The 21,361-nt window shown below is 69.8% G+C and carries 18 protein-coding genes; 8 read left to right on the forward strand and 10 right to left on the reverse strand.

What is annotated here, in order from left to right; translation table 11 throughout:
* The coding region (gene rrtA / locus F3J18_RS26730) for a rhombosortase (RefSeq protein WP_166915149.1) at window positions 1-479 on the reverse strand (479 nt) is incomplete at its 3' end.
* Between the two features lie 175 nt (window positions 480-654).
* Here rrtA and F3J18_RS26735 point away from each other — a divergent pair.
* The 4 genes from F3J18_RS26735 to F3J18_RS26750 all read left to right on the forward strand — a co-directional run bounded on the left by F3J18_RS26735 (window position 655) and on the right by F3J18_RS26750 (window position 5,417).
* Window positions 655-2,592, forward strand: a complete 1,938-nt coding sequence (locus tag F3J18_RS26735; protein ID WP_166915151.1) for an ExeM/NucH family extracellular endonuclease — start codon at window positions 655-657, stop codon at window positions 2,590-2,592.
* Between the two features lie 510 nt (window positions 2,593-3,102).
* Window positions 3,103-3,486, forward strand: a complete 384-nt coding sequence (locus tag F3J18_RS26740) for a DUF883 family protein (protein WP_013690956.1) — start codon at window positions 3,103-3,105, stop codon at window positions 3,484-3,486.
* Window positions 3,487-3,550: 64 nt separating this feature from the next.
* Complete coding sequence (locus tag F3J18_RS26745; protein ID WP_166915153.1) at window positions 3,551-4,138, forward strand: YSC84-related protein; 588 nt, start codon at window positions 3,551-3,553, stop codon at window positions 4,136-4,138.
* Window positions 4,139-4,364: 226 nt separating this feature from the next.
* Complete coding sequence (locus tag F3J18_RS26750) at window positions 4,365-5,417, forward strand: AI-2E family transporter (RefSeq protein WP_060005953.1); 1,053 nt, start codon at window positions 4,365-4,367, stop codon at window positions 5,415-5,417.
* A 114-nt stretch (window positions 5,418-5,531) separates the two neighbouring features.
* On the opposite strand, the gene F3J18_RS26755 is transcribed toward F3J18_RS26750, so the two are convergent.
* The 8 genes from F3J18_RS26755 to F3J18_RS26790 form a co-directional block, all read right to left on the reverse strand.
* On the reverse strand, window positions 5,532-5,960 hold the full coding sequence (locus F3J18_RS26755) for a hypothetical protein (RefSeq protein WP_017920515.1): 429 nt from the start codon (window positions 5,958-5,960) through the stop codon (window positions 5,532-5,534).
* A 186-nt stretch (window positions 5,961-6,146) separates the two neighbouring features.
* A complete protein-coding gene (locus F3J18_RS26760) occupies window positions 6,147-8,198 on the reverse strand; it encodes a TonB-dependent receptor (protein WP_166915165.1) in 2,052 nt (683 codons plus the stop codon).
* A 620-nt stretch (window positions 8,199-8,818) separates the two neighbouring features.
* Entirely contained in the window at window positions 8,819-9,835 is a 1,017-nt protein-coding gene (locus tag F3J18_RS26765; protein WP_166915155.1) for an NADP-dependent oxidoreductase, read from the reverse strand.
* A 118-nt stretch (window positions 9,836-9,953) separates the two neighbouring features.
* Window positions 9,954-10,748, reverse strand: coding sequence for an SDR family oxidoreductase (locus F3J18_RS26770; protein ID WP_025100969.1), 795 nt, complete (start codon window positions 10,746-10,748; stop codon window positions 9,954-9,956).
* 57 nt (window positions 10,749-10,805) lie between these two features.
* Entirely contained in the window at window positions 10,806-11,576 is a 771-nt protein-coding gene (locus F3J18_RS26775; RefSeq protein WP_013690963.1) for an SDR family oxidoreductase, read from the reverse strand.
* 103 nt (window positions 11,577-11,679) lie between these two features.
* Window positions 11,680-12,369 carry a histidine phosphatase family protein gene (locus F3J18_RS26780; protein WP_166915157.1) on the reverse strand — a complete coding sequence of 230 codons (690 nt, stop codon included), beginning with the start codon at window positions 12,367-12,369 and terminating at the stop codon, window positions 11,680-11,682.
* Window positions 12,366-13,442, reverse strand: a complete 1,077-nt coding sequence (locus tag F3J18_RS26785) for a phosphotransferase family protein (RefSeq protein WP_166915159.1) — start codon at window positions 13,440-13,442, stop codon at window positions 12,366-12,368. The genes F3J18_RS26780 and F3J18_RS26785 overlap by 4 nt, the downstream gene beginning before the upstream one ends.
* Window positions 13,439-14,689 (reverse strand): acyl-CoA dehydrogenase family protein, encoded by a 1,251-nt coding sequence (locus tag F3J18_RS26790; protein WP_166915161.1) that lies wholly within the window; start codon window positions 14,687-14,689, stop codon window positions 13,439-13,441. Before F3J18_RS26790 ends, F3J18_RS26785 begins: the two co-directional genes overlap by 4 nt.
* Window positions 14,690-14,833: 144 nt before the next feature.
* Here F3J18_RS26790 and F3J18_RS26795 point away from each other — a divergent pair, with 144 nt between their 5' ends.
* Window positions 14,834-15,787 carry a LysR family transcriptional regulator gene (locus tag F3J18_RS26795; protein ID WP_025100965.1) on the forward strand — a complete coding sequence of 318 codons (954 nt, stop codon included), beginning with the start codon at window positions 14,834-14,836 and terminating at the stop codon, window positions 15,785-15,787.
* Window positions 15,788-16,001: 214 nt separating this feature from the next.
* Window positions 16,002-16,403 (forward strand): OsmC family protein, encoded by a 402-nt coding sequence (locus F3J18_RS26800; RefSeq protein ID WP_166915163.1) that lies wholly within the window; start codon window positions 16,002-16,004, stop codon window positions 16,401-16,403.
* A 91-nt stretch (window positions 16,404-16,494) separates the two neighbouring features.
* On the opposite strand, the gene F3J18_RS26805 is transcribed toward F3J18_RS26800, so the two are convergent.
* On the reverse strand, window positions 16,495-17,379 hold the full coding sequence (locus F3J18_RS26805) for a Dyp-type peroxidase (protein WP_025100964.1): 885 nt from the start codon (window positions 17,377-17,379) through the stop codon (window positions 16,495-16,497).
* 561 nt (window positions 17,380-17,940) lie between these two features.
* Between F3J18_RS26805 and F3J18_RS26810 the strand changes: the two genes are divergently transcribed.
* The gene (locus F3J18_RS26810) at window positions 17,941-19,842 is read left to right on the forward strand and encodes an ABC transporter ATP-binding protein (RefSeq protein WP_025100963.1); all 1,902 of its coding nucleotides are present in this window, start codon (window positions 17,941-17,943) and stop codon (window positions 19,840-19,842) included.
* A gap of 598 nt (window positions 19,843-20,440) precedes the next feature.
* Window positions 20,441-21,361 (forward strand): CPBP family intramembrane glutamic endopeptidase (locus F3J18_RS26815; RefSeq protein ID WP_166915167.1); only part of this gene is annotated, 921 nt, incomplete at its 3' end.

The following is a 21,361-nucleotide window of genomic DNA, read 5'->3' on the forward strand; positions in this document are numbered from 1 at the left end:
GCCAGCACGGCGAGCAGCAACAGCCGCGCCGGCCAGCCGTGGCGCGCGAGCGGCGCCAGCCCCAGCACGGCCAGTGCATAGATCACGCCCGACAGGCCCACGTAGTGCGCGACGCCGGGCGCGCCGGCCCACAGCAACAGGCCGGTCGAAGCTGCCAGCCCGGCCAGGGTCGGCAGCGCGCGCCGGCGATGCGCCATCAAGGGCATGCAGGCCGCCAGGCAGGCCAGGTTCAGCGCCGCATGCCGCCAGCCCAGATGCACGAAATGGCCCGTGACGAGCCGCCAGAGCTCGCCGCCGCGCAGCGCGGCGCGATCGAAGGCGAGCGCCTCGCGCCAGGCCGGCGGCAGCGCCTGCAGCAAGGCGATCGCCAGCCCGGCCACGAGCCAGCCGCCCCAGCCGCCCCAGCCGGCCAGCGCCTCGCGCCCGGCGCCCGGCACGACCGGCGACGCGCGCCCCGCCACCGCTTCCAGCCCCTCCATGCCCGCCTCCCTTGCCTCGACCGACGATCCAGCCCAGGCCCCAAGCGTACCGGCGCCAAACCTCGGGCACATCCTGGCCGAATGGCCAGGTTTCGCGGCGTCCCGCGAATCATTACATTTCACTGTCACCATGCAAACGTAATCTTGCCGATTCCTTTCATAACCATAAAATCCCATGACACTAGCCATTCCGCATTTCCTTCTCGTGTCGCTGTGCGCCGCGCTGGCCACCCTGCCGGCCCGGGCCGCCGTGGTCAGCGCCGCCTGCGGCGACCCCGCCACGCCGATCGCCGAGATCCAGGGCAGCGGCGCGCCCTCGCCGCTCAACGGGCAGACGGTGTCGATCGAGGCCGTGGTCACCGCCGATTTCGGCGGCACCGACGGCTTCGGCGGCTTCTTCGTCCAGCAGGACGACAGCCGGCGCGTCCACCAGCCCGGCGTGTCCGAAGGCCTGTTCGTCTACGCGCCGAAACTGCGCGCCAAGGCCGGCGACATGGTCCACCTGAGCGGCAAGGTCGAGGAGAAGTACGGCCAGACGCAGCTCACCCTCGCCGGCGCGATCGCCGTCTGCGCGAGCGGCCAGAGCGTCACGCCGGCCACCCTGGCGCTGCCGGTCGGCAATCCGGCCGCGTTCGCCGCCGTCGAGGGCATGCTGGTGCGGGTGCCGCAGAAGCTGACCGTCAGCGAGGTCTACGAGCTGGGCCGCTACGGCAGCGTGCTGCTCTCGAACGGGCGCCTGCCGGTGCCCACCAACGTCGCCGCGCCGGCCGACGCGAAGGCGCAGGCCGCCGCCAACGCACGCAACCGGCTGATCCTTGACGACGGCTCGAACAAGCAGAATCCGCTGGCGGTGCCCTACCCGGCGCCGGGCCTGTCGGCCGCGAACACCCTGCGGGTCGGTTACACGGTGGAGAACGTCGAGGGCGTGATGGAGAAGCGCTACGACGCCTGGCGGCTGCAGCCCGTGCCCGGCGCGGCCGTGCCGAGCTTCGACGCGAGCGCCAATCCGCGCGGCGAGGCGCCGGCGCGCCATGCGCAGGCCGACCTGCGGGTCGCCTCGTTCAACGTCCTCAACTACTTCAACGGCGACGGCAAGGGCGGCGGCTTCGACGCGCCCGACAATCGCGGCGCGCCCACCTACAAGGAGTTCCAGCGCCAGGAAGCGAAGATCGTCAAGGCCATCACGGCCTTGCAGGCCGACGTGATCGGCCTGATGGAAATCGCCAACAACGGCTATGGCGAACTAAGCGCGGTGCGCCAGCTCGCGGCCCGGCTCGGCGACGGCTGGCGCGTGGTGGATCCGGGCACGGAGAAGCTCGGCGGCGACGCGATCAAGGTCGCCCTGCTCTACAACAGCCGCTCGGTCGAGCCGATCGGCAAGCCGGCCACGCTCGCGATCGACAACAAGAACCGCCAGCCGCTCGCGCAGACGTTCCGCCGCATCGGCGGCGCGCGCGCGGTGACGGTGGTGGTCAACCACCTGAAGTCGAAGGGCTGCACCGACGCGAGCGGCGGCGATGCGGACCAGGGCGACGGCCAGAGTTGCTGGAACCCGACGCGCGTGCGCGCCGCCGGCCTGGTTGCCGACTGGCTGGCCGGCAATCCGACCGGCGTGGACGGCGCCGGCGTGCTGCTGATCGGCGACATGAACAGCTACGCGAAGGAAGATCCGATCGCGCTGTTCGAGGCACGCGGCTACGTGAACCTGGCGGCGCGCTTCATCGGCGCGGGCGCCTACAGCTACGTGTTCGGCGGCGAGACCGGCTATCTCGACCACGCGCTGGCCTCGGCCTCGCTGCTGCCGCGCGTGAAGGCCGTGCACGAATGGCACATCAATGCCGACGAGCCGGTGGTGCTGCAGTACACGCTGGCCTACAAGAGCGCCGAGCAGCAGAACAGCTTCTATGCGCCCGATGCCTATCGCTCCTCGGACCATGATCCGGTGGTGGTCGACCTGGCGATGGCCGATGCGCCGCCGGCCGTCGACGACAGCGCGGCGGGCCCCGGTGCCGCGCCGGGCAGCAGCGGCGGCGGCAGCGCCGATCCGTGGCTGCTGCTCGCGCTCGGCGCGGGGGCGGCGCTCGCCTGGCGAGCCAGGCCGCACCGCGCCTGAGTCGCCGCAACCGCGAAGCAATGCCGGGCGAACGGCTCGCCCGGCACGGGAAAAAACTACAAACCCACCAGTTTCTTCGTGCAAAAAAGCACCATCGGCCCACGATTTCGCGGCAAATGTGAAATTCCGTCAAATCCGGCCGGGACCGGGCCCGGCACGCGCCATGCGAGGCGCGCCGGGCGCCTGTCGCCGATCACGCCTCGATGGCGTCGCGATCAGGCCCGACAACGCCCGGCGAGGATCTCGCAACTCGCGCGCCCGTTGTCGACCCGCCTTTCCTGCCGGGTCCCGCCGCCCGCCGAACGGAAAAATCTACCGCTCTGGAAGCTTCCGTCGAAAGCTCCACGAAAATTTGTTTCATTTTCGCAAGCCCCTGTCGCGAAAGGACTTTTCCATCAGGGGGCGCGACATGGCACGCGAGTTGCGAAACTCAAGGGGAGAATGCGAATCACACCCGAGCAGTGTCTCGCACCATCGACCCTTTTCTCGATCGTAAGGAGAACGACCATCATGGCACTCACGAACAGCATCGAAGACAAACTCGACCGAGGTTTCACGGAGCTGCGCCGCACCGGCCGCCGTGTGGCGCGCGATGCACGCCACAACGCTCACAACCTCAATGCCGACGTCAAGGACGACGTCCGCTCGCTGGTCGAGGAACTCGAAGATCTGTTGAAGAAGGAAGACGCCGACGTCGAATCGCTGCGCAAGCGCCTGCACGGCCGCCTCGCCGAAGTGCGCGGCACGCTCGACGACGCCACCGACGACGCGCTCTATCGCCTGCGTGCGCAGGCCGACCGCGTCTCGCAGGCGGTCCACGAGAATCCGTGGCAGACCGCCGGCGTGGTCGCCGGCCTCGCCTTCGTCGCGGGCCTGCTGCTCGCGCGCCGTTGATCCGGCACACCGCCCCCTTTGGCCAACACGTAAAAATCCAACCTTCAACGAGGGAGAACAAACCATGCGTCAAGCACTTGTGATGAAAGCCGCCGCCGCCGTCGTGATCGGCGGTCTCGCCCTGGCCGGCTGCACCACCACCCCGCCGAACGAACCGCAAAGCGCCGCGGCCAATTCGTCGAAGCGCCAGGCCATCAATTCGAGCGTCGACGCGACGCTCTCGCGCCTGTACACGACGGTGCCGGGCTCGCGTGAGCTGGTCGCGAAATCGCGCGGCGTGCTGGTGTTCCCGAGCGTGCTGCAAGCCGGCTTCATCCTCGGCGCCCAGACGGGCAACGGCGCGCTGCGCGTGGGCGGCAGCACGGTGGGCTACTACAACACCTCGTCGCTGTCGGTCGGCCTGCAGGCGGGCGCGCAGTCGAAGGCGGTGATCTTCCTGTTCATGACGCAGGAGGCACTCGACAAGTTCCGCGGCACGGACGGCTGGTCGGCCGGCGCCGACGCCTCGGTGGCGGTCGTGAAGATCGGCGCGAACGGCGCGGTCGACTCGAACACGGTGCAGTCGCCGATCGAGGCGATCGTGCTGACCAACGCCGGTCTGATGGGCGATCTGTCGGTGAACGGCACCAAGGTCACGCGCATCAACCCGTAAGGGCACCGCGCCGTTCGCGGCGCGCCTGCCTGACCCGCGCCGCGGCCTGGCTCCGCGGCGTTTTTTTGCCCGCGCGCCACGGCCGGGCGGCAGCCGCCGCCCGGCCTTCCCGCATCTCGCCGCGCTACCCGGGCGTCGCGCTTGCAGGCATACTCGCGGGAATTCGAAACCTAGCAGCGAAGGCGCGCAGGCGCCCTCGCCCAACCCGGGCCGTCCGAGCGACCACATGGAAAGCGGCAAAGACCACCAAAAATTCTTCCACCTGCTGCTGGCGATCGTCACGATCGGCTTCTGCTGGATTCTCGTGCCCTTCTTCGGCGCGATCTTCTGGGGCACGATCCTGGCGATCCTGTTCCAGCCCGTGCAACGCTGGTTCGCCGCGCATTTCGGCAAGCGCCGCAATCTCGCCGCGCTGGTCACGCTCTCGCTGATCGTGCTGATCGTGATCCTGCCGCTGAGCTTCGTGGCCGGCACCCTGGTGCAGGAAATCGCCTTCGCCTACCAGCAGATCAAGGCCGCGCAGCCGAACATGACGGGCTGGTTCCAGGAGATCGTCCACGCGCTGCCCGCCTCGCTGCAGCGCATCCTGCACAGCTACGGGCTGACCGACATCGCCGGGATCCAGAAGAAGCTGACCGACGGCGCGGCCGCGATCAGCCAGTTCGTCGCCGCGCAGGCGTTCAGCATCGGCCAGAACACCTTCCAGTTCATCGTCAGCTTCGGCATCATGCTCTACCTCGTGTTCTTCCTGCTGCGCGACGGCGGCGAGATCGGCCGGCGCGTGCGCCGCGCGCTGCCGCTCGACGAGGATCACAAGCAACTGCTGCTGACCAAGTTCACGACCGTGGTGCGCGCCACGGTGAAGGGCAACATCGCGGTGGCGATCGTGCAGGGCGCGCTGGGCGGCCTGATCTTCTGGATCCTCGGCATCGAGGGCGTGCTGCTGTGGGGCGCGCTGATGGCCTTCCTGTCGCTGCTGCCGGCGATCGGCGCGGGGCTGGTGTGGGCGCCGGCCGCGGTCTACTTCGCGGTCACCGGGCAGATCTGGAAGTGCGTGATCCTGGTGGCCTTCTGCGTCGGCGTGATCGGCCTGGTCGACAACCTGCTGCGCCCGATCCTGGTCGGCAAGGACACCAAGATGCCCGACTGGGTGGTGCTGATCTCCACGCTCGGCGGCATGGCGCTGTTCGGCATCAACGGCTTCGTGATCGGGCCGCTGGTGGCCGCGCTGTTCATGGCGAGCTGGGACATCTTCGCGCGCGCCGACCAGAACGGCTGAGCCGGCCGCGCACGCCCGGCCACGGGGCCGGAAACGACAAGGGCACGCGGATCGGATCCGCGTGCCCTTGTGTCTTTTGCGCCGTCGCGCCGGCGCCCGGTCGAACCAGTCGATCTAGTCGAACTTGAACTGCATGTCCTTGACCACCGCCTGCTGCCCCCACACGAAGGAGCACACGCGCCCGGTCTCGACGCTGACCGCCTCGCCGCCCTTGCCCTGCGTCTCGGTCAGCGGGTGGCAGCCGCCGGTGATCGTCACGGTTCGCATGCCCTGCTTCGAGAGCGGGAATTCGTTGCTGTCGTCCTCGGGCACCGTGTGGGTGAGCGAGACGTTCTCGACGTAGTCGTCGGGCAGCATGAACACCGGCGCGTCGTCGACCCACAGCGTGTAGTAGTCGTGCTTGAAGGGCGTCTGCTCGATGCAGAGCTTGGATTTGTGGCTGCCCTGCGTCTGCGTCTGGCAGAGCGGCGCGGCCAGCGCCGCCGTGGCGCCGCCCAGCAGCAGCGCGGCCACGCCCGCGCGCAACGCGTCTCGTGTCTTCATGTTTTTATCCCGGAATAAGAGGCCCTGTGGAACGGCCAGGCACATGGCGCGCGCGGTGAAACCACCGCGTGCGCGACATGCGCTGCCGCGATCCGCCTTCGGTACGTCTTCGGCGGCTGCCATCTTACCTAAGTCCGGGCGCCCGCCAAAGCGGGCTCGAGCCCTTCCTCGACGCGCGGGCCGGGATCAGAAGGTGGTGCGCAGGCCCACCATCACGCTGCGCCCGCCTTCCGGCGCGATATCGCGCACCACCGAGCTGGCGTAGCGGATCTCCTGGTTGGTGAGGTTGTCGCCGCGCACGTAGGCCAGCCAGTGGGTCGAGCCGACATGGAAGCGATAGCTCAGCACCAGGCCCAGCGAGGTGTAGCTGTCGGTGGGCAGGTCGTTGTCGGGCACGCGATGCTGGGCCCAGGCGTGGGTGAGCTGCGCGCGCGCGCCGAACGGCCCGTAGCCGTAGTCGGCCGCCAGCGAGGCGCGCAGCGGCGAGATGCGCGGCAGCGGCTCGCCCGTCTCGGCGTTGCGCGCATGCGTGTAGTCGCCCGTCAGTTCGATGTCCAGACGATGCGCGCCCTTCTCGAAGGCGCGCCACTTGCCTTCCCATTCGAGCCCGTAGAACTCGGCGCGCACGCCGCGGTAGACGGCTTCCTTGAGCGCGTCGTCGGTGCCGGGCGCGACCACCTCGCCGTCGTCGTCGACCAGGCGCCCGGTGTTGAACTCGGTCAGGTAGTTCGAGAAGCGCGTGTAGAACACGCCGATGCTGCCCTTGTTCGGACCGGCCGCGTAGCGCAGCGAGAGGTCGGTCGAGACCGCCTTCTCCTTCTGCGCGCCGGGCGCGCCGATCAGGTACTGGCCGGTCGCGTCGTGCGGGCCGTTCGCGTAGAGCTCGTAGAAGGTCGGCGCGCGCTCGGTGTAGGACACGCTGCCGGCCAGCGACCACACCGGGTTCAGCTTGTAGAGCGTGCCGAACGAGACGCTGCCGGTATTGAAGCTGTGGCCGCTCGCGCCGGCGAAGCGCTCGTTGCCGGCCGGCGTCGGATCGAGCCTGACGTGCTCGATGCGCCCGCCGAGGCTGAACTTCAGCGCCTGGGTGGCCTGCCATTCCTCGAGGCCGAACAGCGCCACGTTGGTGGTCTGGGTGGTCGGCACCAGGGCCTCGTCGCCGAGTGCCGAGAAGGTGTTCTGCGAGGCCTGGATGCCGAACGCGCCCTCGAACGGCCCGATCTTGCGATGGCGCGCCTCGATGCGCGCCTCGTAGCCGTGGTTGCGGAAGGTGGTGCTGGTCTCGCCGTTGTCGATTTCCTTGTGTTCGTAGTCCGTATAACCGAAGTCGAACTTGAGCTGCGAGATCGGGCCGGACAGGTTGCGGATCTCGGACGAGGCCGCCAGGTGCTGCTGGCGCATGCGCAGCCGCACGTCGCTCTCGGCCACCGAGCCGTAGTTCGATTCGAAGCCGCTGTACGACAGGCCCGCGTAGCCGTCGGCCCAGGTGTAGGCGCCGCCGACCGCGCCGCCGTGCGAACGGCCGTCGCTGTTGGGGATGCTGCCCGAAGCCTCGCTCGCGTCGGGGCCGTCGAGCGCGCGCTGGCGGTCCGAATGCGCGAAGCCCGGGATCCGCAGCTTGCTGGTCTCGCGATCGAAGGCATCGACGTGGAACGCGAAGCGGCCGTTGCCGCCCTCCACCAGCGCGGCGCCGGCACGCGCGTCGTTGGCGCCGCCGTAGCTCGCGTCGACCGCGCCCGACACGCCCTTGATCGCCTCGCGCGGAATCCGGTTGTCGATGGTGTTGACCACCCCGCCGATCGCATTGCCGCCATAGAGCAGCGCCGCCGGCCCGCGCACGATCTCGACGCGCTCGACCGTCAGCGGGTCCTGCGGCACCGCGTGGTCGTAGGACAGCGAGGAGGCGTCGAAGGCGGCCACGCCGTTCTGCAGCAGCCGGATCCGGTCGCCGTCCATGCCGCGGATGATCGGGCGGCCCACCATCGGCCCGTAGGTCGTGGTCGACACGCCCGGCAGCCCGTCGAGCGTGGCGCCCAGCGAATCGGCGCGGCGCAGCGCCAGCGCGTCGCCGCCGATCGAGGCGGTCGGCGAGATCAGCTCGGTGTCGCCGATCGGGTTCGCCGTGACGAACACCGGCGCCAGCGTCGGAGTCGGCGTGGCGATGGCGGGCGCCGCGGCAGGTATGCCCGTCGCGCCGTTCGCCGCCGACTGCGCATAGGCCAGGCTGGCGACGAACATCAGGGTCAGGGGAGGCAGCCCGCGCGCGGCGGACAGGGATCGAAAACGGGCGGAGTCGCGCATGATGAAGGTGGTTGTCGTGAAATGAGCCGGAATGCGCCGCCGGCTGATTCGCGCGACGTTATAACGTATCATCGCGAATCCGTGGTTCGCCGTATCGATTCGACGTCATCCACGCGACCGGGCCGAGAGAGAGGAGCTCGGGGTCGGAAGAAGCAGCACTCGGATATGTTATATCATTTCAGAATGTAACAACAAGCACGGACTTCGAAAGATTCGTGAATAGATTTCGTCATCGAGGGAAATGCCCACGCGAGCGCGCGGATCAGGCGCCGCGGGCGATGAGGGATCGGGAAGGAAGGTCGAGGGATGCAAACGCGCCGCTCGGGCGCAAGACTCCGTAAGCCTCGTTAATCACGCTTAATCGCGCGAAATTGACTCTACGGCGGCGCAGCAGAAGAATGAAGTCTGTCTCGTGATCATCTTCCGGCCACCCCGGTACACGGTGATCAGAGGCGGCCAGACCTCCAGTCATACCCCCCTCTTGACTGGGAATTGCAAGCCACGGAGCAATCCGTGGCTTTTTTTTGCCTTCCTTTCGCCTCTTGGCGGCGCGGCCCTCAGGCGTCCTCGGCCACGCGCAGCACGAGCTTGCCGACATGGCTGCCGTCGAACAGGCGATTGAGCACCTCGGGCGCATTCTCCAGCCCCTCGGCGACGGTCTCCTCGGCCTTGATGCGCCCCTCGCTCAACCAGGCGGCCAGTTGCTGCACGGCCTCGCGATTCTTGCGGTAGTCGAGGATCAGGAAGCCGCGCATGCTGAGGCGCTTGGAGATCACCGTGCCGAAATCGTCGCCGGCGCGGCCGTTGTTGTTGTAGTTCGAGATCACGCCGCACAGTGCCACGCGCCCGCCGATCACCATGCGCGAGAGCACGGCGCGCATCACCTCGCCGCCCACGTTCTCGAAGTTCACGTGCACGCCGTCGGGCGTGGCGGCCTTCAGCGCGGCCTTGAAGTCGGGCGCCTTGTAGTCGACCGCGGCGTCGAAGCCGAGCGTCTCGGTCAGGTAGCGGCACTTCTCCGGGCCGCCGGCGATGCCGACCACGCGCGCGCCCTGGATCTTGCCGATCTGCCCCGCGATCGAGCCCACCGAGCCGGCCGCCGCCGACACCACCAGGGTCTCGCCCGGCTGCACCGGCGCGATGTCGGTCAGCCCGTAATAGGCGGTCAGGCCGCTCATGCCGCAGGCGCCGAGCAGGGTCGGCAACGGCAGGCCCACCTCGGGCAGCCGGGTCAGCCTGGGCACCTCGTCGGCGAGCACGTGGGCATAGTCCTGCCAGCCCACCAGCCCCTGCACCAGGTCGCCGACCGTGAACTTGTCGGCGCGCGAGGCGACCACCCGGCCGAGGCCGAGCGCGCGCATGGTCTCGCCGATCGCCACCGGCGGCAGGTATTGCGGGATGTCGCTCATCCAGACCCGGTTGGTCGGGTCCATCGACAGGTAGAGCACGCGCACCAGCACCTCGCCCTCGCCCAGTTCGGGCAGCGGCGCTTCGACGAGCGAGAAGTGTTCGGCGCCGACGCGCCCTTCGGGGCGCGCCTTCAGGCGCAACTGGCGGTTGAGGGTTGCGGACATCGTGCCTCCTCGGCTTGACTGTTCGACTGGGGCGCCCGGCGCGAACGCGCCGGGCAGCGGGTGGATTGGATGGCGGCGCGCGATGCGGGCGATGCACGCTACGCAGGCGCGCCGCCGCTTACATCGCGCACAGGCCGCCGTCGATCACCAGCTCGGCGCCGGTCACGTAGCGGCTCTCGTCCGAGGCCAGGTAGATCGCCGCGTAGGCGACGTCGTCGGGCTCGCCCAGGCGGCCCATCGGCACGCCGCGCACCAGCTTGCGGGTGGCCGCGCTCTCGCCGAGCTGCGCGAAGAAGGGCTCGACGATGCCGGTGCGGATGAACGAGGGATGCAGCGAATTGCAGCGCACGCCGGTCTGCTTGCGCGCGCAGTCGACCGCGATCGACTTGGTCAGCGAGGCCACCGCCGCCTTCGAGGCGTTGTAGGCGGTGTACTCGGGCTCGTGCTTGAAGGCCGCCACCGAGGACACGTTGATGATCGAGGCAGGCTGGCTGTCGCGCAGGAACGGCAGCGCATGGCGCACGCCCAGCACGATGCTCTCGACGTTGACGTCCATCACGCGGCGCCATTCCTTCTGCTCGATCTGCTCGACCGTGCCGAGCGAGCCGATCCCGGCATTGTTGACCAGCACCGACAGCGCGCCCATCGCGCCGTTGGCCTCGGCGGCCAGCGCCTGCCAGCGCGCGTCGTCGCGCACGTCCTGCTCGGCCGACCAGGCCACGCGCGTGCCGGCCGCCTCGTTGAGCTGCGCGGCCAGCGCTTCGAGCGCCTCGCGCTGCGCGGCCACGTCGGTCAGGAACAGCTTCGCGCCGTGCTCGGCCATGCGCGTCGCGATCGCGCGTCCCAGCCCTCCCGTCGCGCCGGTGATCCAGGCGCACTTGCCCGCCAGCCGCGGGGTTCCGATCGTCGTCATGGGTTCTCTCCTCCTTGCTGTTGTCCGCATGCGGCGCCCTCGCGCCGCGCGTCGCCACTATACCGACAGATATCCGCCGTCCACGTTGAGCACCGCGCCGGTGGTGTAGCTCGACGCGCCCGAGGCCAGGAACAGGATCGCGCCGGCCATCTCGGAGGGCGCCGCGACGCGGCGCATCGGCACGTGGGCCAGCACCTGCTCGAGCACGGCCGGGTTCTTGGTCAGCGCCGAGGCGAACCTGGTATCGGTCAGGCCCGGCAGCAGCGCGTTGCAGCGCACGCCGTCGGCCGCGCATTCGATCGCGAAGGCCTTGGTCATCGAGATCACGGCGGCCTTGGTGATCGAATAGATGCCCTGCTTGTCGCCGGGGATCACGCCGTTGACCGAGGCCACGTTGACGATCGCCCCGCCGCCATTTGCCGCCATCCGGCGCGCGCCGTGCGAGGACATGAAGAAGTAGCCGCGGATATTGACGTCGACGGTCTTCTGGAACGCATCGACGCCGGTGTCGACGATCGGGCCGTAATAGGGATTGGCGGCCGCGTTGTTGACCAGCACGTCGAGCCGGCCATGCTTCGCGTCGATCGCGGCGTAGAGCGCCTCGATCTGCTCGAGTTCGCCGATATGGCAGGCGGCGGCCTCGGCCGAGCCGCCGTCGGCGACGATCGCCTCGGCCACGCGCCGGCAGTCGTCGATGCGGCGGCTGGCGACGATCACGTGCGCGCCGAAGGCGGCCAGCAGGCGCGCGGCCTCTTCGCCGATGCCGCGGCTCGCGCCGCTGACGACGGCGATCTTGCCGGACAGGTCGAACAGATTGGGTGCAGTCATCGTGGGATGTTCCGATGGAGTTGACGGAAAAGGCGGCACGCGCCGCGCGCACGAGGCGGCGGCGCGTTGCGCGGCATGCAGCCGAGGGACGATCGCGTCGACATCAGCGATGCGTCACCAGCGCGGCGTCGGCGGTGGTATCGAGATGCGGCCACGCGTTGTAGGTGACGAGCTGGGCGCCGCGCCGGCCGGTGCGGATCCGCGACACGCTGGTATTGACCAGCGGCCAGGCGAAATCGAAGCTCCGTTGCGGATCGGCGCCGGCCAGCAGGGTGGCGATCACGGCGATCGGCCCGCCCGAGGACACCACCCAGACTTCCTCGGCGCTCTCCTTGGCGAGCGTGTCCCAGGCCGCCAGCACCGCGGCGCGGAAGGCCGGCCAGGCGAGCGTGTAGTCGTCGTCGGCCTGGCCCGAGGTCCAGCGCGCCACGGCCGCCGAGAACAGCGCCTGGAACGCGCGGCGCGGGTCGCCCGAGGCGGCCAGCTCGGCCAGCAGCGCCTCGCGCGAGGCCAGCTCGGGGCGCAGGCGCGCCACCAGTTCGTCGGAATCGAGTTCGGCGAGGCCGGGCAGCACGCGGATCGGCGGCTCGATGCCGGCCGCCCGCGCGGCCAGCGTCGCCGTCTGCGCGTGACGGCGCAGCGTGCCGGTGAAGATCGCGCCGGGCCGGCCGCCGCGCGCCGCCATCCAGGCGCCGAGCTTGCCGGCCTGGGTCTCGCCGCGCGAGGACAGGCAATCGTAGTCGGCCGCGTCGAAGCTGGCCTGCGCGTGGCGGATCAGGAAGATCTCGCTCATCGCCCCGCTCCGGCCGCCTCGATGCGCGCGCGGCAGCGCAGCGTCAGGTAGCGCACCGCGTCGCCGAAGCCCGCGAAGGCCGGGTTGGTGGTCTGGCCGAGCACGTAGCGGCGGTAGATCTGCTGGATGATGCCCATCAGCCGGAACAGGCCGAACACCTCGTAGAAGGCGAAACCGCCGATCTCGGTGCCGGTGCGCTCGCCGTAATGGGCCACCAGCTCGGCGCGCGTCATCATGCCGGGCGCGTGGGTCGGCTGGCGGCGCATCGCGCGGAACGGCGCCTCGTCGTCGGCCTGCACCCAGTAGGCGAGCGAGCCGCCCAGGTCCATCAGCGGATCGCCGAGCGTGGCCATCTCCCAGTCGAGCACGCCGACGATGCGCAGCGGGTCTCGCGGATCGAGCACCACGTTGTCGAAGCGGTAGTCGTTGTGGATCACGCAGAGCCGCCCGTCGCGCGCCGGCCGGTTCGCCTCCAGCCAGCCCGTCACGTCCTCGGCGGGATCGGTGCCGTCGGTCAGCGCGCGCTGCCAGCGCTCGCGCCAGCCGCTCACCTGCCGCGCCACGTAGCCCTCGCCGCGGCCGAAGGCAGCGATCGCCGGCGCCGAGGCGTCCACCGCGTGCAGCTCCACCAGCCGCTCGACGAAGCTCTCGCAGAGATGCCGCGTGCCGGCCGCGTCGAGCCCGAGCTCGGGCGGCAGGTCGCGCCGCAAAATCACCCCGGCCAGGCGCTCCATCACGTAGAACTCCGAACCGATCAGCGAGGCGTCGTCGCAGCGCGCGACGATGCCGGGCACGTAGGGATAGGCTGGTTTCAGCGCGGCCATCACGGCGGCCTCGCGCAGCATGTCGTGGGCCGAGCCCGCCTTCGCGCCGGCCGGCGGGCGGCGCAGCACCAGCTCGCGATCGGGATAGCCGAGCAGGTAGGTCAGGTTCGAGGCGCCACCATGGAACTGGCGGATCTCGGGCGTGCCTTCCAGGCCCGGCACCTGCGCCTTGAGGAATGCGTCGAGCCTTGCCGCGTCGAGCCGGTCCTCGTCGCGCACCTCGCGGGCGCCGTCGATCGGCGCGCTCATGCCGCGGCTCCCGCGCGGCGGCTCGCCTGCTCGCCGGCCTGGCGCTTGAACTCGAGCTTGGCGACCACCCCGCGATGCACCTCGTCGGGCCCGTCGGCCAGGCGCAGCACGCGCGCATAGGCATACAGGTGGGTCAGCGGCACGTCGTCGGACACGCCCGCGCCGCCGTGGATCTGGATCGCCGCGTCGGCGGCCTGCTGGGCCACCGCCGGCACCACCACCTTGATCTGCGAGATCAGGCTCAAGGCCGCCTTCACGCCCTGCGTGTCGATGGTCCAGGCGGCCTTCAGCGTCAGCAGTCGCGCCTGGTCGATCGCCATGCGCAGGTTCGCGACGATGTCGGCATTGCCGCCCAGCGCCGCCAGCGGCTTGCCGAACGCGGTGCGCGAGGCGGCCCGCTCGCACAGCAGGCCCAGCGCGCGTTCGGCGGCGCCCAGCGCGCGCATGCAGTGATGGATCCGGCCCGGCCCGAGCCGGCCCTGGGCGATCTCGAAGCCGCGCCCGGGGCCGAGGATCACGTTCGGGGCCGGCACCCGCACCTGGTCGAACACCACCTCGCCATGGCCCGAGGGCTCGTCGTAATGATGGAAGGCCGGCAGCATGCGCTCGATGCGCACGCCCTTCGCGTCGAGCGGGCAGATCACCATGGTGTGGCGGCGATGCGGCTCCGCCCCGGCATCGGTCAGGCCCATGAAGATCGCGACCCGCGCATGCGGATGGCCGATCCCGGTCGACCACCACTTGCGGCCGTTCAGCACGAACTCGTCGCCGTCGGGCGTCGCGGTGGCGCGCATGTTGGTGGCGTCCGACGAGGCCACCTCGGGCTCGGTCATGCAGAACGCCGAGCGGATCTCGCCGGCCAGCAGCGGCGCGAGCCAGCGCGCCTGCTGCCCGGGCGTGCCGTAGCGCGCCAGCACCTCCATGTTGCCGGTGTCGGGCGCGTTGCAGTTGAACACCTCGGGCGCGATGAAGGAATGGCCCATGATCTCGGCGAGCGGCGCGTACTCGGCATTGGACAGCCCCGCGCCGCCGTGCTCGACCTCGGGCAGGAACAGGTTCCAGAGACCGGCGGCGCGCGCCTTCTGCTTGAGCGCCTCCATCACGGGCGGCTGGCGCCATTGCCGCCAGTCGGCGCCGCCGGTCAGTTCGGCGGCATAGCGCGCCTCGGCGGGCGCGATCTCGTCGCGCATGAAGCGGCTCAGTCGGTCGGCGAAATCCTGGCTGCGAGCGGTCGGCGTGAAGTCCATGGCATCGTTCCGGTTGAAGTGGCACTCAATCTACGCCGATCTCGCCGATCGATGAAATGAATGTTCTTCATGTCAGGTCATCAAAGGGATTAATATGCTGGCTTCCCTTTCGCCCGCTGCGGCCCGTCGCCGGCCGCCCGCCCCGTGAGCTCCGACCTGCGCCTCGACCTCAACCTGTTCCGCGTGCTCGACGCGATCCACAGCCATGGCGGGATCAGCGCGGCCGCGCGCACCCTGCACCTGACCCAGCCCGCCGTCACGCACGCGCTGAACCGGCTGCGCGCGCATTTCGACGATCCGCTGTTCGTGCGCCAGGGCAATCGCATGATGCCCACCGAGCGCACCCGCGCCATGATCGGCGAGGTGCAGCGACACCTGAAGGGCCTGCAGGCGGCCGCGCAGGCGCAGGCGAGGTTCGATCCCGCCACGCTCGAGCAGCGCTTCGTGGTGGGCATCCGCGACGTGCTGGAGTCGATCGCGCTGCCGCAATTGGTGGAGCGGCTCGCGCGCGAGGCGCCGCGCATCACCGTGGTCAGCCGGCGCATCGTGCTGGCCGAGGTGGGCCGCGAGATCGCCGGCGGCCAGCTCGACCTGGCGATCGACCGGCGCGTGCCGACCGGGCCGCAGATCGTGCGCGAGCCGCTGGTCGACGACGCGCTCGCCGTGGTGCTGCGCCGCGATCATCCGCTCGCGCAGGGCCCGCTGCGCCGCGCCGAGTATTTCGCGGCGCGCCATGTGACGGTCTCGCCGCTCGGCGAGCCGAATTCGCTCGACGTCCTGCTGGCCGCCGACGGCCGCTTTCGCCGCATCCAGCTGGTCTGCCAGCACTATTTCGCGGCCTGCCAGATCGCGGCGGCGGGCGACCTGCTGCTGACCCTGCCGCGCTCCTACGCGCGGCGCATGGCGGCGTTGCTGCCGATCGTCGTCAGGCCGCTGCCGCTGCGCGTGAAGCCCTATGCGATCCAGGCCTACTGGCACGAGTCGCGCGACGGCGACGGCGCGCATCGCTGGTTTCGCGAGCGGGTGGCGCAGATCGTGCGCGAGGCGGCCACCGGCGAGGCCGGTGCCGTTGGCGAGGACGAGGACGAAGCCGGCTGAGGCGGCTGAGGCGGCTGAGGCGGCGGCAACTGGAACGGCCGCCGCCGCGCCGTGGCCGGCAGCGACACCACATCCTGGCGGCAAGACGTTTATGCTTCGAGGGCGCGAGCACGCATCGCGGGCTGCGAATCCGGCCGACCGCGATGCGCCGCTCGCCGAAGCCAGCACCGAACCCATCGCCGCATCACCGCATCACGACGAACCGAGGAATGCCATGCCCCTGATCCACGCCGCAGCCGAGCTGGCTGCCGATGCCCCGAACTACCTCGTCGACATCCAGGCCGGCGCCCATCGTTTCCAGGGCGACGAGGCCGAGCGCGAGGGCGGCCGCGGCGCCGGCCCCGCGCCCTACGAGCTGCTGCTGGCGAGCCTCTGCCAATGCACGGTGGCGACGCTGCGCATGTACATGCAGCGCAAGGAATGGCCGGCCGTGAAGCTGCACGCGCACGCCGAGCTGCACGCGGACCGCGACGGCGCGCAATACGTGCGTCGCACCATCACGGTCGACGGCGAGCTGGAGGACGCGCAGCGCGCGCGGCTCGGCGAGATCGCCGAGAAGACGCCGCTCACGCTGTTCATCAAGCGCGGCACGCGCATCGAAACCACCTTGCGCTGAAGCACCGGCATGAAAAAACCGCGCGACCAGGCATGCAACCCGGTCGCGCGGTTCGTCCCTGGCACGGGGCGACGCCGCCCCGCCCGCCTCGTCAGATGCCGAGCGCCGACAGATCGGGCTTGCCGTCCTCACCGGCCGGCGGGCACCAGAAGAACGCGCCCGTGATCGGCTGGGTGAAGCGGAACAGCCCGTCCAGCACGCCGTCGGTGGCGCCCACCATGCGCCGCATCTGCACCTCGAAGGCCCGGAACGAGTGGCCGAAGGCGACGAAATAGAGGCCCGCGCGGCGCTCGTCGGCCCACGGCGCCGAGCGGCGCAGCACCTTGGCCTCGGGCGTGAAGCTCTCCTGCTCGGTGCGCTTGACGTGCGCATAGGCCGGCGCGTCCTCCAGCTCCTCGTTGTCCGACTTGCGGCGGCCGACGATGCGATCCATCTCATCGCCCGGAATCGCCTCCATCGACGGGAAATCGTGCACCCATTGCTGCACGGCCACGAAGCTCGCGCCGTCCAGGCCCGGGCCCTTGCCGCTCACGAAGGCGGTTTCCACGGCCTCCTCGTCCTCGGGATTCTCGGTGCCGTCCTCGTAGCCGGACAGGTCGCGATCGTCGGCATAGCGGAACGCATTGGCGGCGCTGTCGAGCACGAAGGCCGGCGCCAGCAGCTTCTCGATCGCGCGCGAACGCAGCGTGATCTCGCCGTGATCCTCGCCGCGCAGCCAGATCCACAGCGCCACCTGGGTGGACGGCACCGGCGCGCCCGGCTTCGACAGATCCGGGAACGGCTTGAGCCCATCGATCTTGCGGTCGAGCCCCTGCGCGAGCGAGGGACCGAAGCCGACCACCGTGTGCGCCGTGTCGATCGCCTCGCGCAGCGCGCCGAGCGCGCGCACGACGTCCTCGGCGCGGGCGGTCTGGAACGAGAGATAGCGGTTGGCCGACGGAAGCGGCGCCAGGATGCCTTGCTGGAAGGTGCTCATCGTGATGTGGGTCTTTTCGGTGGATGCGGGGATGCGGGAATTCGAGGGCCGGATTGTCCCATACCTCGCACGCAGCGCCCAAGGCGGGCGAACGGCGGCGCGGCGACGCCGCGTGTCGCATCGGCAACACAAGCCCCAGCCGACGCTTGGCAGCGCCTCCCGCCTGTGTTTACAATCGCGGTCATGGGGCAAAATGTCGCCCCAAGGAAGTCGTAGTCCAGCGCGAGCGGCGCCTGCCCCGCGCATTTCCCATCCACGCTCCATCCATTCACGTTCAAGGGAGGTCAGAGATGATGCATCACATGCCATCCACGAGTGGCTTCCCGAACGCCGTCCGACAAGGCACCTGCTAGGTCCCTTGCACGCGGCGGGCTTCCGAGGCCCGTCCGTCCGCAGTTCTCCCGGTCGTCCGTTCCTGTATCGCCCCGCGCGAGCGTCGTGCCTTTGCGTTCGCGCCGCCGCCTGGCTTGGTCGCTTCGACGAGCCCGGCGGCATCGACGACCCGTTCGTTACCGACAATTGACAAGTCCTGGCGCACACAATGCGACCAGGCCACGACACATGATCCAACACACCGATCGTCACGGCAGCCGGCCGTTCAACGACGTGCTCGGCTTCACGTTCCGCCACTGGCGCCGCCAACCCGCGCGCGCGTTCGCGGTCGCCCTGTTCGCCCTGCTCGCCGCGCTCGGCGACGTCCTCACCCCGCTGTTCGCCGGCAAGCTGGTGGATGCAGTCTCGCTCGGCCTGACCGACCGCGCGGCGGCCTGGAGCGCCGCCCTGCACGCGTTCACGATCCTGATCGCGCTGGGCATCGCCGCCACCCTGCTGCGCCAGGCGATGTTCATGAACATCATCGTGCTGACGCTGCGCATGATGAGCGAGATCTCGGCGGGCGCCTTCCATCGCGTGCAGCGCTTCTCCACCGACTGGCACGCCAACAGCTTCGCCGGCTCCACGGTGCGCAAGATCACGCGCGGCATGTGGGCGCTCGACCTGCTCAACGACACGCTGCTGGTGGCGCTGCTGCCCTCGGTGGTGATGCTCGGCGGCGCCACCCTGCTGCTCGGCTGGCACTGGCCCGTGATGGGGCTGGTGGTGGGCGCGGGCTCGGTGCTGTTCATCGCCATCACGGTGGGGCTCTCGCTGGGCGTGATCGCGCCGGCCGCGCGCCTGGGCAATGCCTGGGACACGCGGCTGGGCGGCGCGCTGGCCGATTCGGTCAGTTGCAACGCGGTGGTCAAGGCCTTCGGCGCCGAGACGCGCGAGGAAGCGCGCATCGGCCGGGTGATCGGCAAGTGGCGGCTGCGCACGCGCCGCACCTGGATCCGCGGCACCCTCAGCGGCGGCCTGCAGGGCACCCTGCTGGTGCTGATGCAGGCGGCCATCCTGGGCTCGGCGCTGTGGCTCTGGTCGCACGATCGCGCCAGCGTGGGCGACATCGCCTTCGCGCTGACCATGTTCTTCATGCTGCAGGGTTACCTGCGCGACATCGGCATGCATATCCGCAACCTGCAGCGCTCGGTCAACGACATGGAGGAACTGGTGGCGCTGGAACGCCAGCCGCTCGGCATCGACGATGCGCCCGACGCGCGGCCGATCGCGATCACGCGCGGCGAGATCCGCTTCGATCGCGTGACCTTCCGCTACGGGCCGCGCAGCGCGCCGCTGTACTCGGACTTCTCGCTGCGCATCGCGCCGGGCGAGCGGATCGGGCTGGTGGGCCACTCGGGCTCGGGCAAGACCTCGTTCATCAAGCTGATCCAGCGGCTCTACGACATCGACGGCGGCCGGATCCTGATCGACGGGCAGGACATCGCGAAGGTCACGCAGGAATCGCTGCGCAACCATATCGCGATCGTCCAGCAGGAGCCGGTGCTGTTCCACCGCTCGCTGGCGGACAACATCGCCTATGCGCGCCCCGAGGCGACGCGCGACGAGATCATCCGCGCCGCGACGCTGGCCAGCGCGCACGGCTTCATCTCGGAGCTGCCGGAAGGCTATGACACGCTGGTCGGCGAGCGCGGCGTGAAGCTGTCGGGCGGCGAGCGCCAGCGCGTGGCGATCGCGCGCGCGTTTCTCGCCAACGCGCCGATCCTGATCCTCGACGAGGCCACCTCGAGCCTGGACAGCGAGAGCGAGCTGCTGATCCAGCAGGCCATGGAGCGGCTGATGGTGGGGCGCACCACCATCGTGGTGGCGCACCGGCTGTCGACCGTGCGTTCGCTGGACCGCCTGCTGGTGCTCGATCGCGGCCGCGTGATCGAGGAAGGCGACCACGACGCGCTGATCCGCATCGAGGGCGGCGTCTACCGGCGCCTGTTCGAGCGCCAGGCGCTCGAGCTCGCCAAGGGGCTGATCGAGCAGACCGGCGGTTACGGCATCGACCGGCTCGGCTCCCGCCTGGCCGCCGGCGCCGACGGCCGCGCGCAGCCGCTGGTACGCGATACGGTCGCGAAGTAGGCGCGGGTTCGCATTACCGCGCGCCCGTCACGGGGCGGCAGCCGAAAGCTGCCGCCCCGTTTTTCATGGCCGTCGATGCTTCGCAGTCCTCGCTGCCTCGCGCATTGAGTCGGCATTCTCGCGAGTCGCCGACTTTCGACTCGCTTTCCGTCGCTTTTCGAATTCAATCGAATCGCCCGTCGTGTCGCCGGAAAATCGCCATGCGATTTTTTCAAGCGGCTTTCACTGCTTCAAAATCCGAGCCAAGCGCTTCGCGGCGACACGCTCTCGACAATATTCCCGGCCTTTCCCGAAATATTTTTTTGTGTCGTTTTGTCGGCCGGCCAAACCTCGCCGACAATCTCTCGACACCTTGCCGGCCAGTCCCATCATGGCTTCGAGCGATACGCCGCGCACTCGACCGGCATCCAGAAGCGGCAATAAGACAGAGCGGCGCATTGACGATTTTCACACGGCTATACCATTCGTCGCGGATGATCCACATAATCACGGTAACTCGCGGACAGGCATAAAGTGCCTTCAAAAAGCCTACAAGGCTTATCCATTACCGTTTTCGACATCCATTCAAAGACGAGGACATGACCCGGTGAAAGACGTGATGACCACCGACCGATCCCGCCCCCCGACGTTCGCGCGTTTCAGCCGTCTGTGGTTCGGCCCCGTCGGGCTGCGCACGGGGTGGGCCGCGCTGCTCTATGCCGCGATCGTCGCCGTGCTGATGGCCGGCGCGGACTGGCTCGCGCGCCGCCTCGGCCTGCCGTTCCGCCTGCAGGGCGAAGTGAGCGCCGCGCACCAGGTGGTATTCGAACTGGCGATGTGCGGCGCGGTGCTGGTCGCCACCCGCGTGATGAGCCGCATCGATCGCCGCGCCTGGCTCGATTTCGGCCTGCGCGCGCCGCGCCGCCTGCAGCACCTGCTGCTCGGCGGCGCCTGCGGGCTGGGCGCGGTATCGGCCATCATGGCGCTGCTGGTGGCCACCGGCGGCGCCACGCTCGCCTATTCCGGCATGAGCCTGGCCGCGGCCCTGGAAGCGGGCCTGATGTGGGCTCTCGCCTTCGCGCTGGTGGCCGCCGCCGAGGAACTCGCGTTCCGCGGCTACCTGTTCTTCCGCCTCGCGCAGGGCATCCCGCCGACCGCGGCCGCCGTGCTGACCTCGCTCGCCTTCGGGCTCGCGCACATGTCCAACCACGGCGAGAACATGGCCGGCATCGTGCCGGTGGTGATCTACGGTTTTGTCGCCTGCCTGGCGATCTGGCGCACCGGCTCGCTGTGGTGGGTGTTCGGCGTGCACGCCACCTGGGACTGGTCGGAATCCTTCCTGTTCGGCGCGCCCAACAGCGGGCTGGTACCCAGCAGCAGCCTGCTGGAAAGCCATGCGATCGGCCCGGTCTGGCTGAGCGGCGGCACGGTCGGCCCGGAGGGCAGCGTGCTGGTGTTCCCGGCGCTCGGCGCGCTGGCCTGGGTGGCCTGGCGCGCCCTGCCCGCCACCGGCGACGCCGCGCGCGCAGCGGCCGGCACG

The sequence above is a fragment of the Burkholderia sp. Ax-1720 genome (genome assembly GCF_011753035.1).
Lineage (GTDB): Bacteria > Pseudomonadota > Gammaproteobacteria > Burkholderiales > Burkholderiaceae > Burkholderia > Burkholderia gladioli.

Excerpts from the sequence above, each read along its gene's own strand:
- F3J18_RS26735 (WP_166915151.1), top strand. The coding sequence starts at position 655 with ATGACACTAGCCATTCCGCATTTCCTTCTCGTGTCGCTGTGCGCCGCG.
- F3J18_RS26740 (WP_013690956.1), top strand. The coding sequence starts at position 3,103 with ATGGCACTCACGAACAGCATCGAAGACAAACTCGACCGAGGTTTCACG.
- F3J18_RS26745 (WP_166915153.1), top strand. The coding sequence starts at position 3,551 with ATGCGTCAAGCACTTGTGATGAAAGCCGCCGCCGCCGTCGTGATCGGC.
- F3J18_RS26750 (WP_060005953.1), top strand. The coding sequence starts at position 4,365 with ATGGAAAGCGGCAAAGACCACCAAAAATTCTTCCACCTGCTGCTGGCG.
- F3J18_RS26755 (WP_017920515.1), bottom strand. The coding sequence starts at position 5,960 with ATGAAGACACGAGACGCGTTGCGCGCGGGCGTGGCCGCGCTGCTGCTG.
- F3J18_RS26760 (WP_166915165.1), bottom strand. The coding sequence starts at position 8,198 with ATGTTCGTCGCCAGCCTGGCCTATGCGCAGTCGGCGGCGAACGGCGCG.
- F3J18_RS26765 (WP_166915155.1), bottom strand. The coding sequence starts at position 9,835 with ATGTCCGCAACCCTCAACCGCCAGTTGCGCCTGAAGGCGCGCCCCGAA.
- F3J18_RS26770 (WP_025100969.1), bottom strand. The coding sequence starts at position 10,748 with ATGACGACGATCGGAACCCCGCGGCTGGCGGGCAAGTGCGCCTGGATC.
- F3J18_RS26775 (WP_013690963.1), bottom strand. The coding sequence starts at position 11,576 with ATGACTGCACCCAATCTGTTCGACCTGTCCGGCAAGATCGCCGTCGTC.
- F3J18_RS26780 (WP_166915157.1), bottom strand. The coding sequence starts at position 12,369 with ATGAGCGAGATCTTCCTGATCCGCCACGCGCAGGCCAGCTTCGACGCG.
- F3J18_RS26785 (WP_166915159.1), bottom strand. The coding sequence starts at position 13,442 with ATGAGCGCGCCGATCGACGGCGCCCGCGAGGTGCGCGACGAGGACCGG.
- F3J18_RS26790 (WP_166915161.1), bottom strand. The coding sequence starts at position 14,689 with ATGGACTTCACGCCGACCGCTCGCAGCCAGGATTTCGCCGACCGACTG.
- F3J18_RS26800 (WP_166915163.1), top strand. The coding sequence starts at position 16,002 with ATGCCCCTGATCCACGCCGCAGCCGAGCTGGCTGCCGATGCCCCGAAC.
- F3J18_RS26805 (WP_025100964.1), bottom strand. The coding sequence starts at position 17,379 with ATGAGCACCTTCCAGCAAGGCATCCTGGCGCCGCTTCCGTCGGCCAAC.
- F3J18_RS26810 (WP_025100963.1), top strand. The coding sequence starts at position 17,941 with ATGATCCAACACACCGATCGTCACGGCAGCCGGCCGTTCAACGACGTG.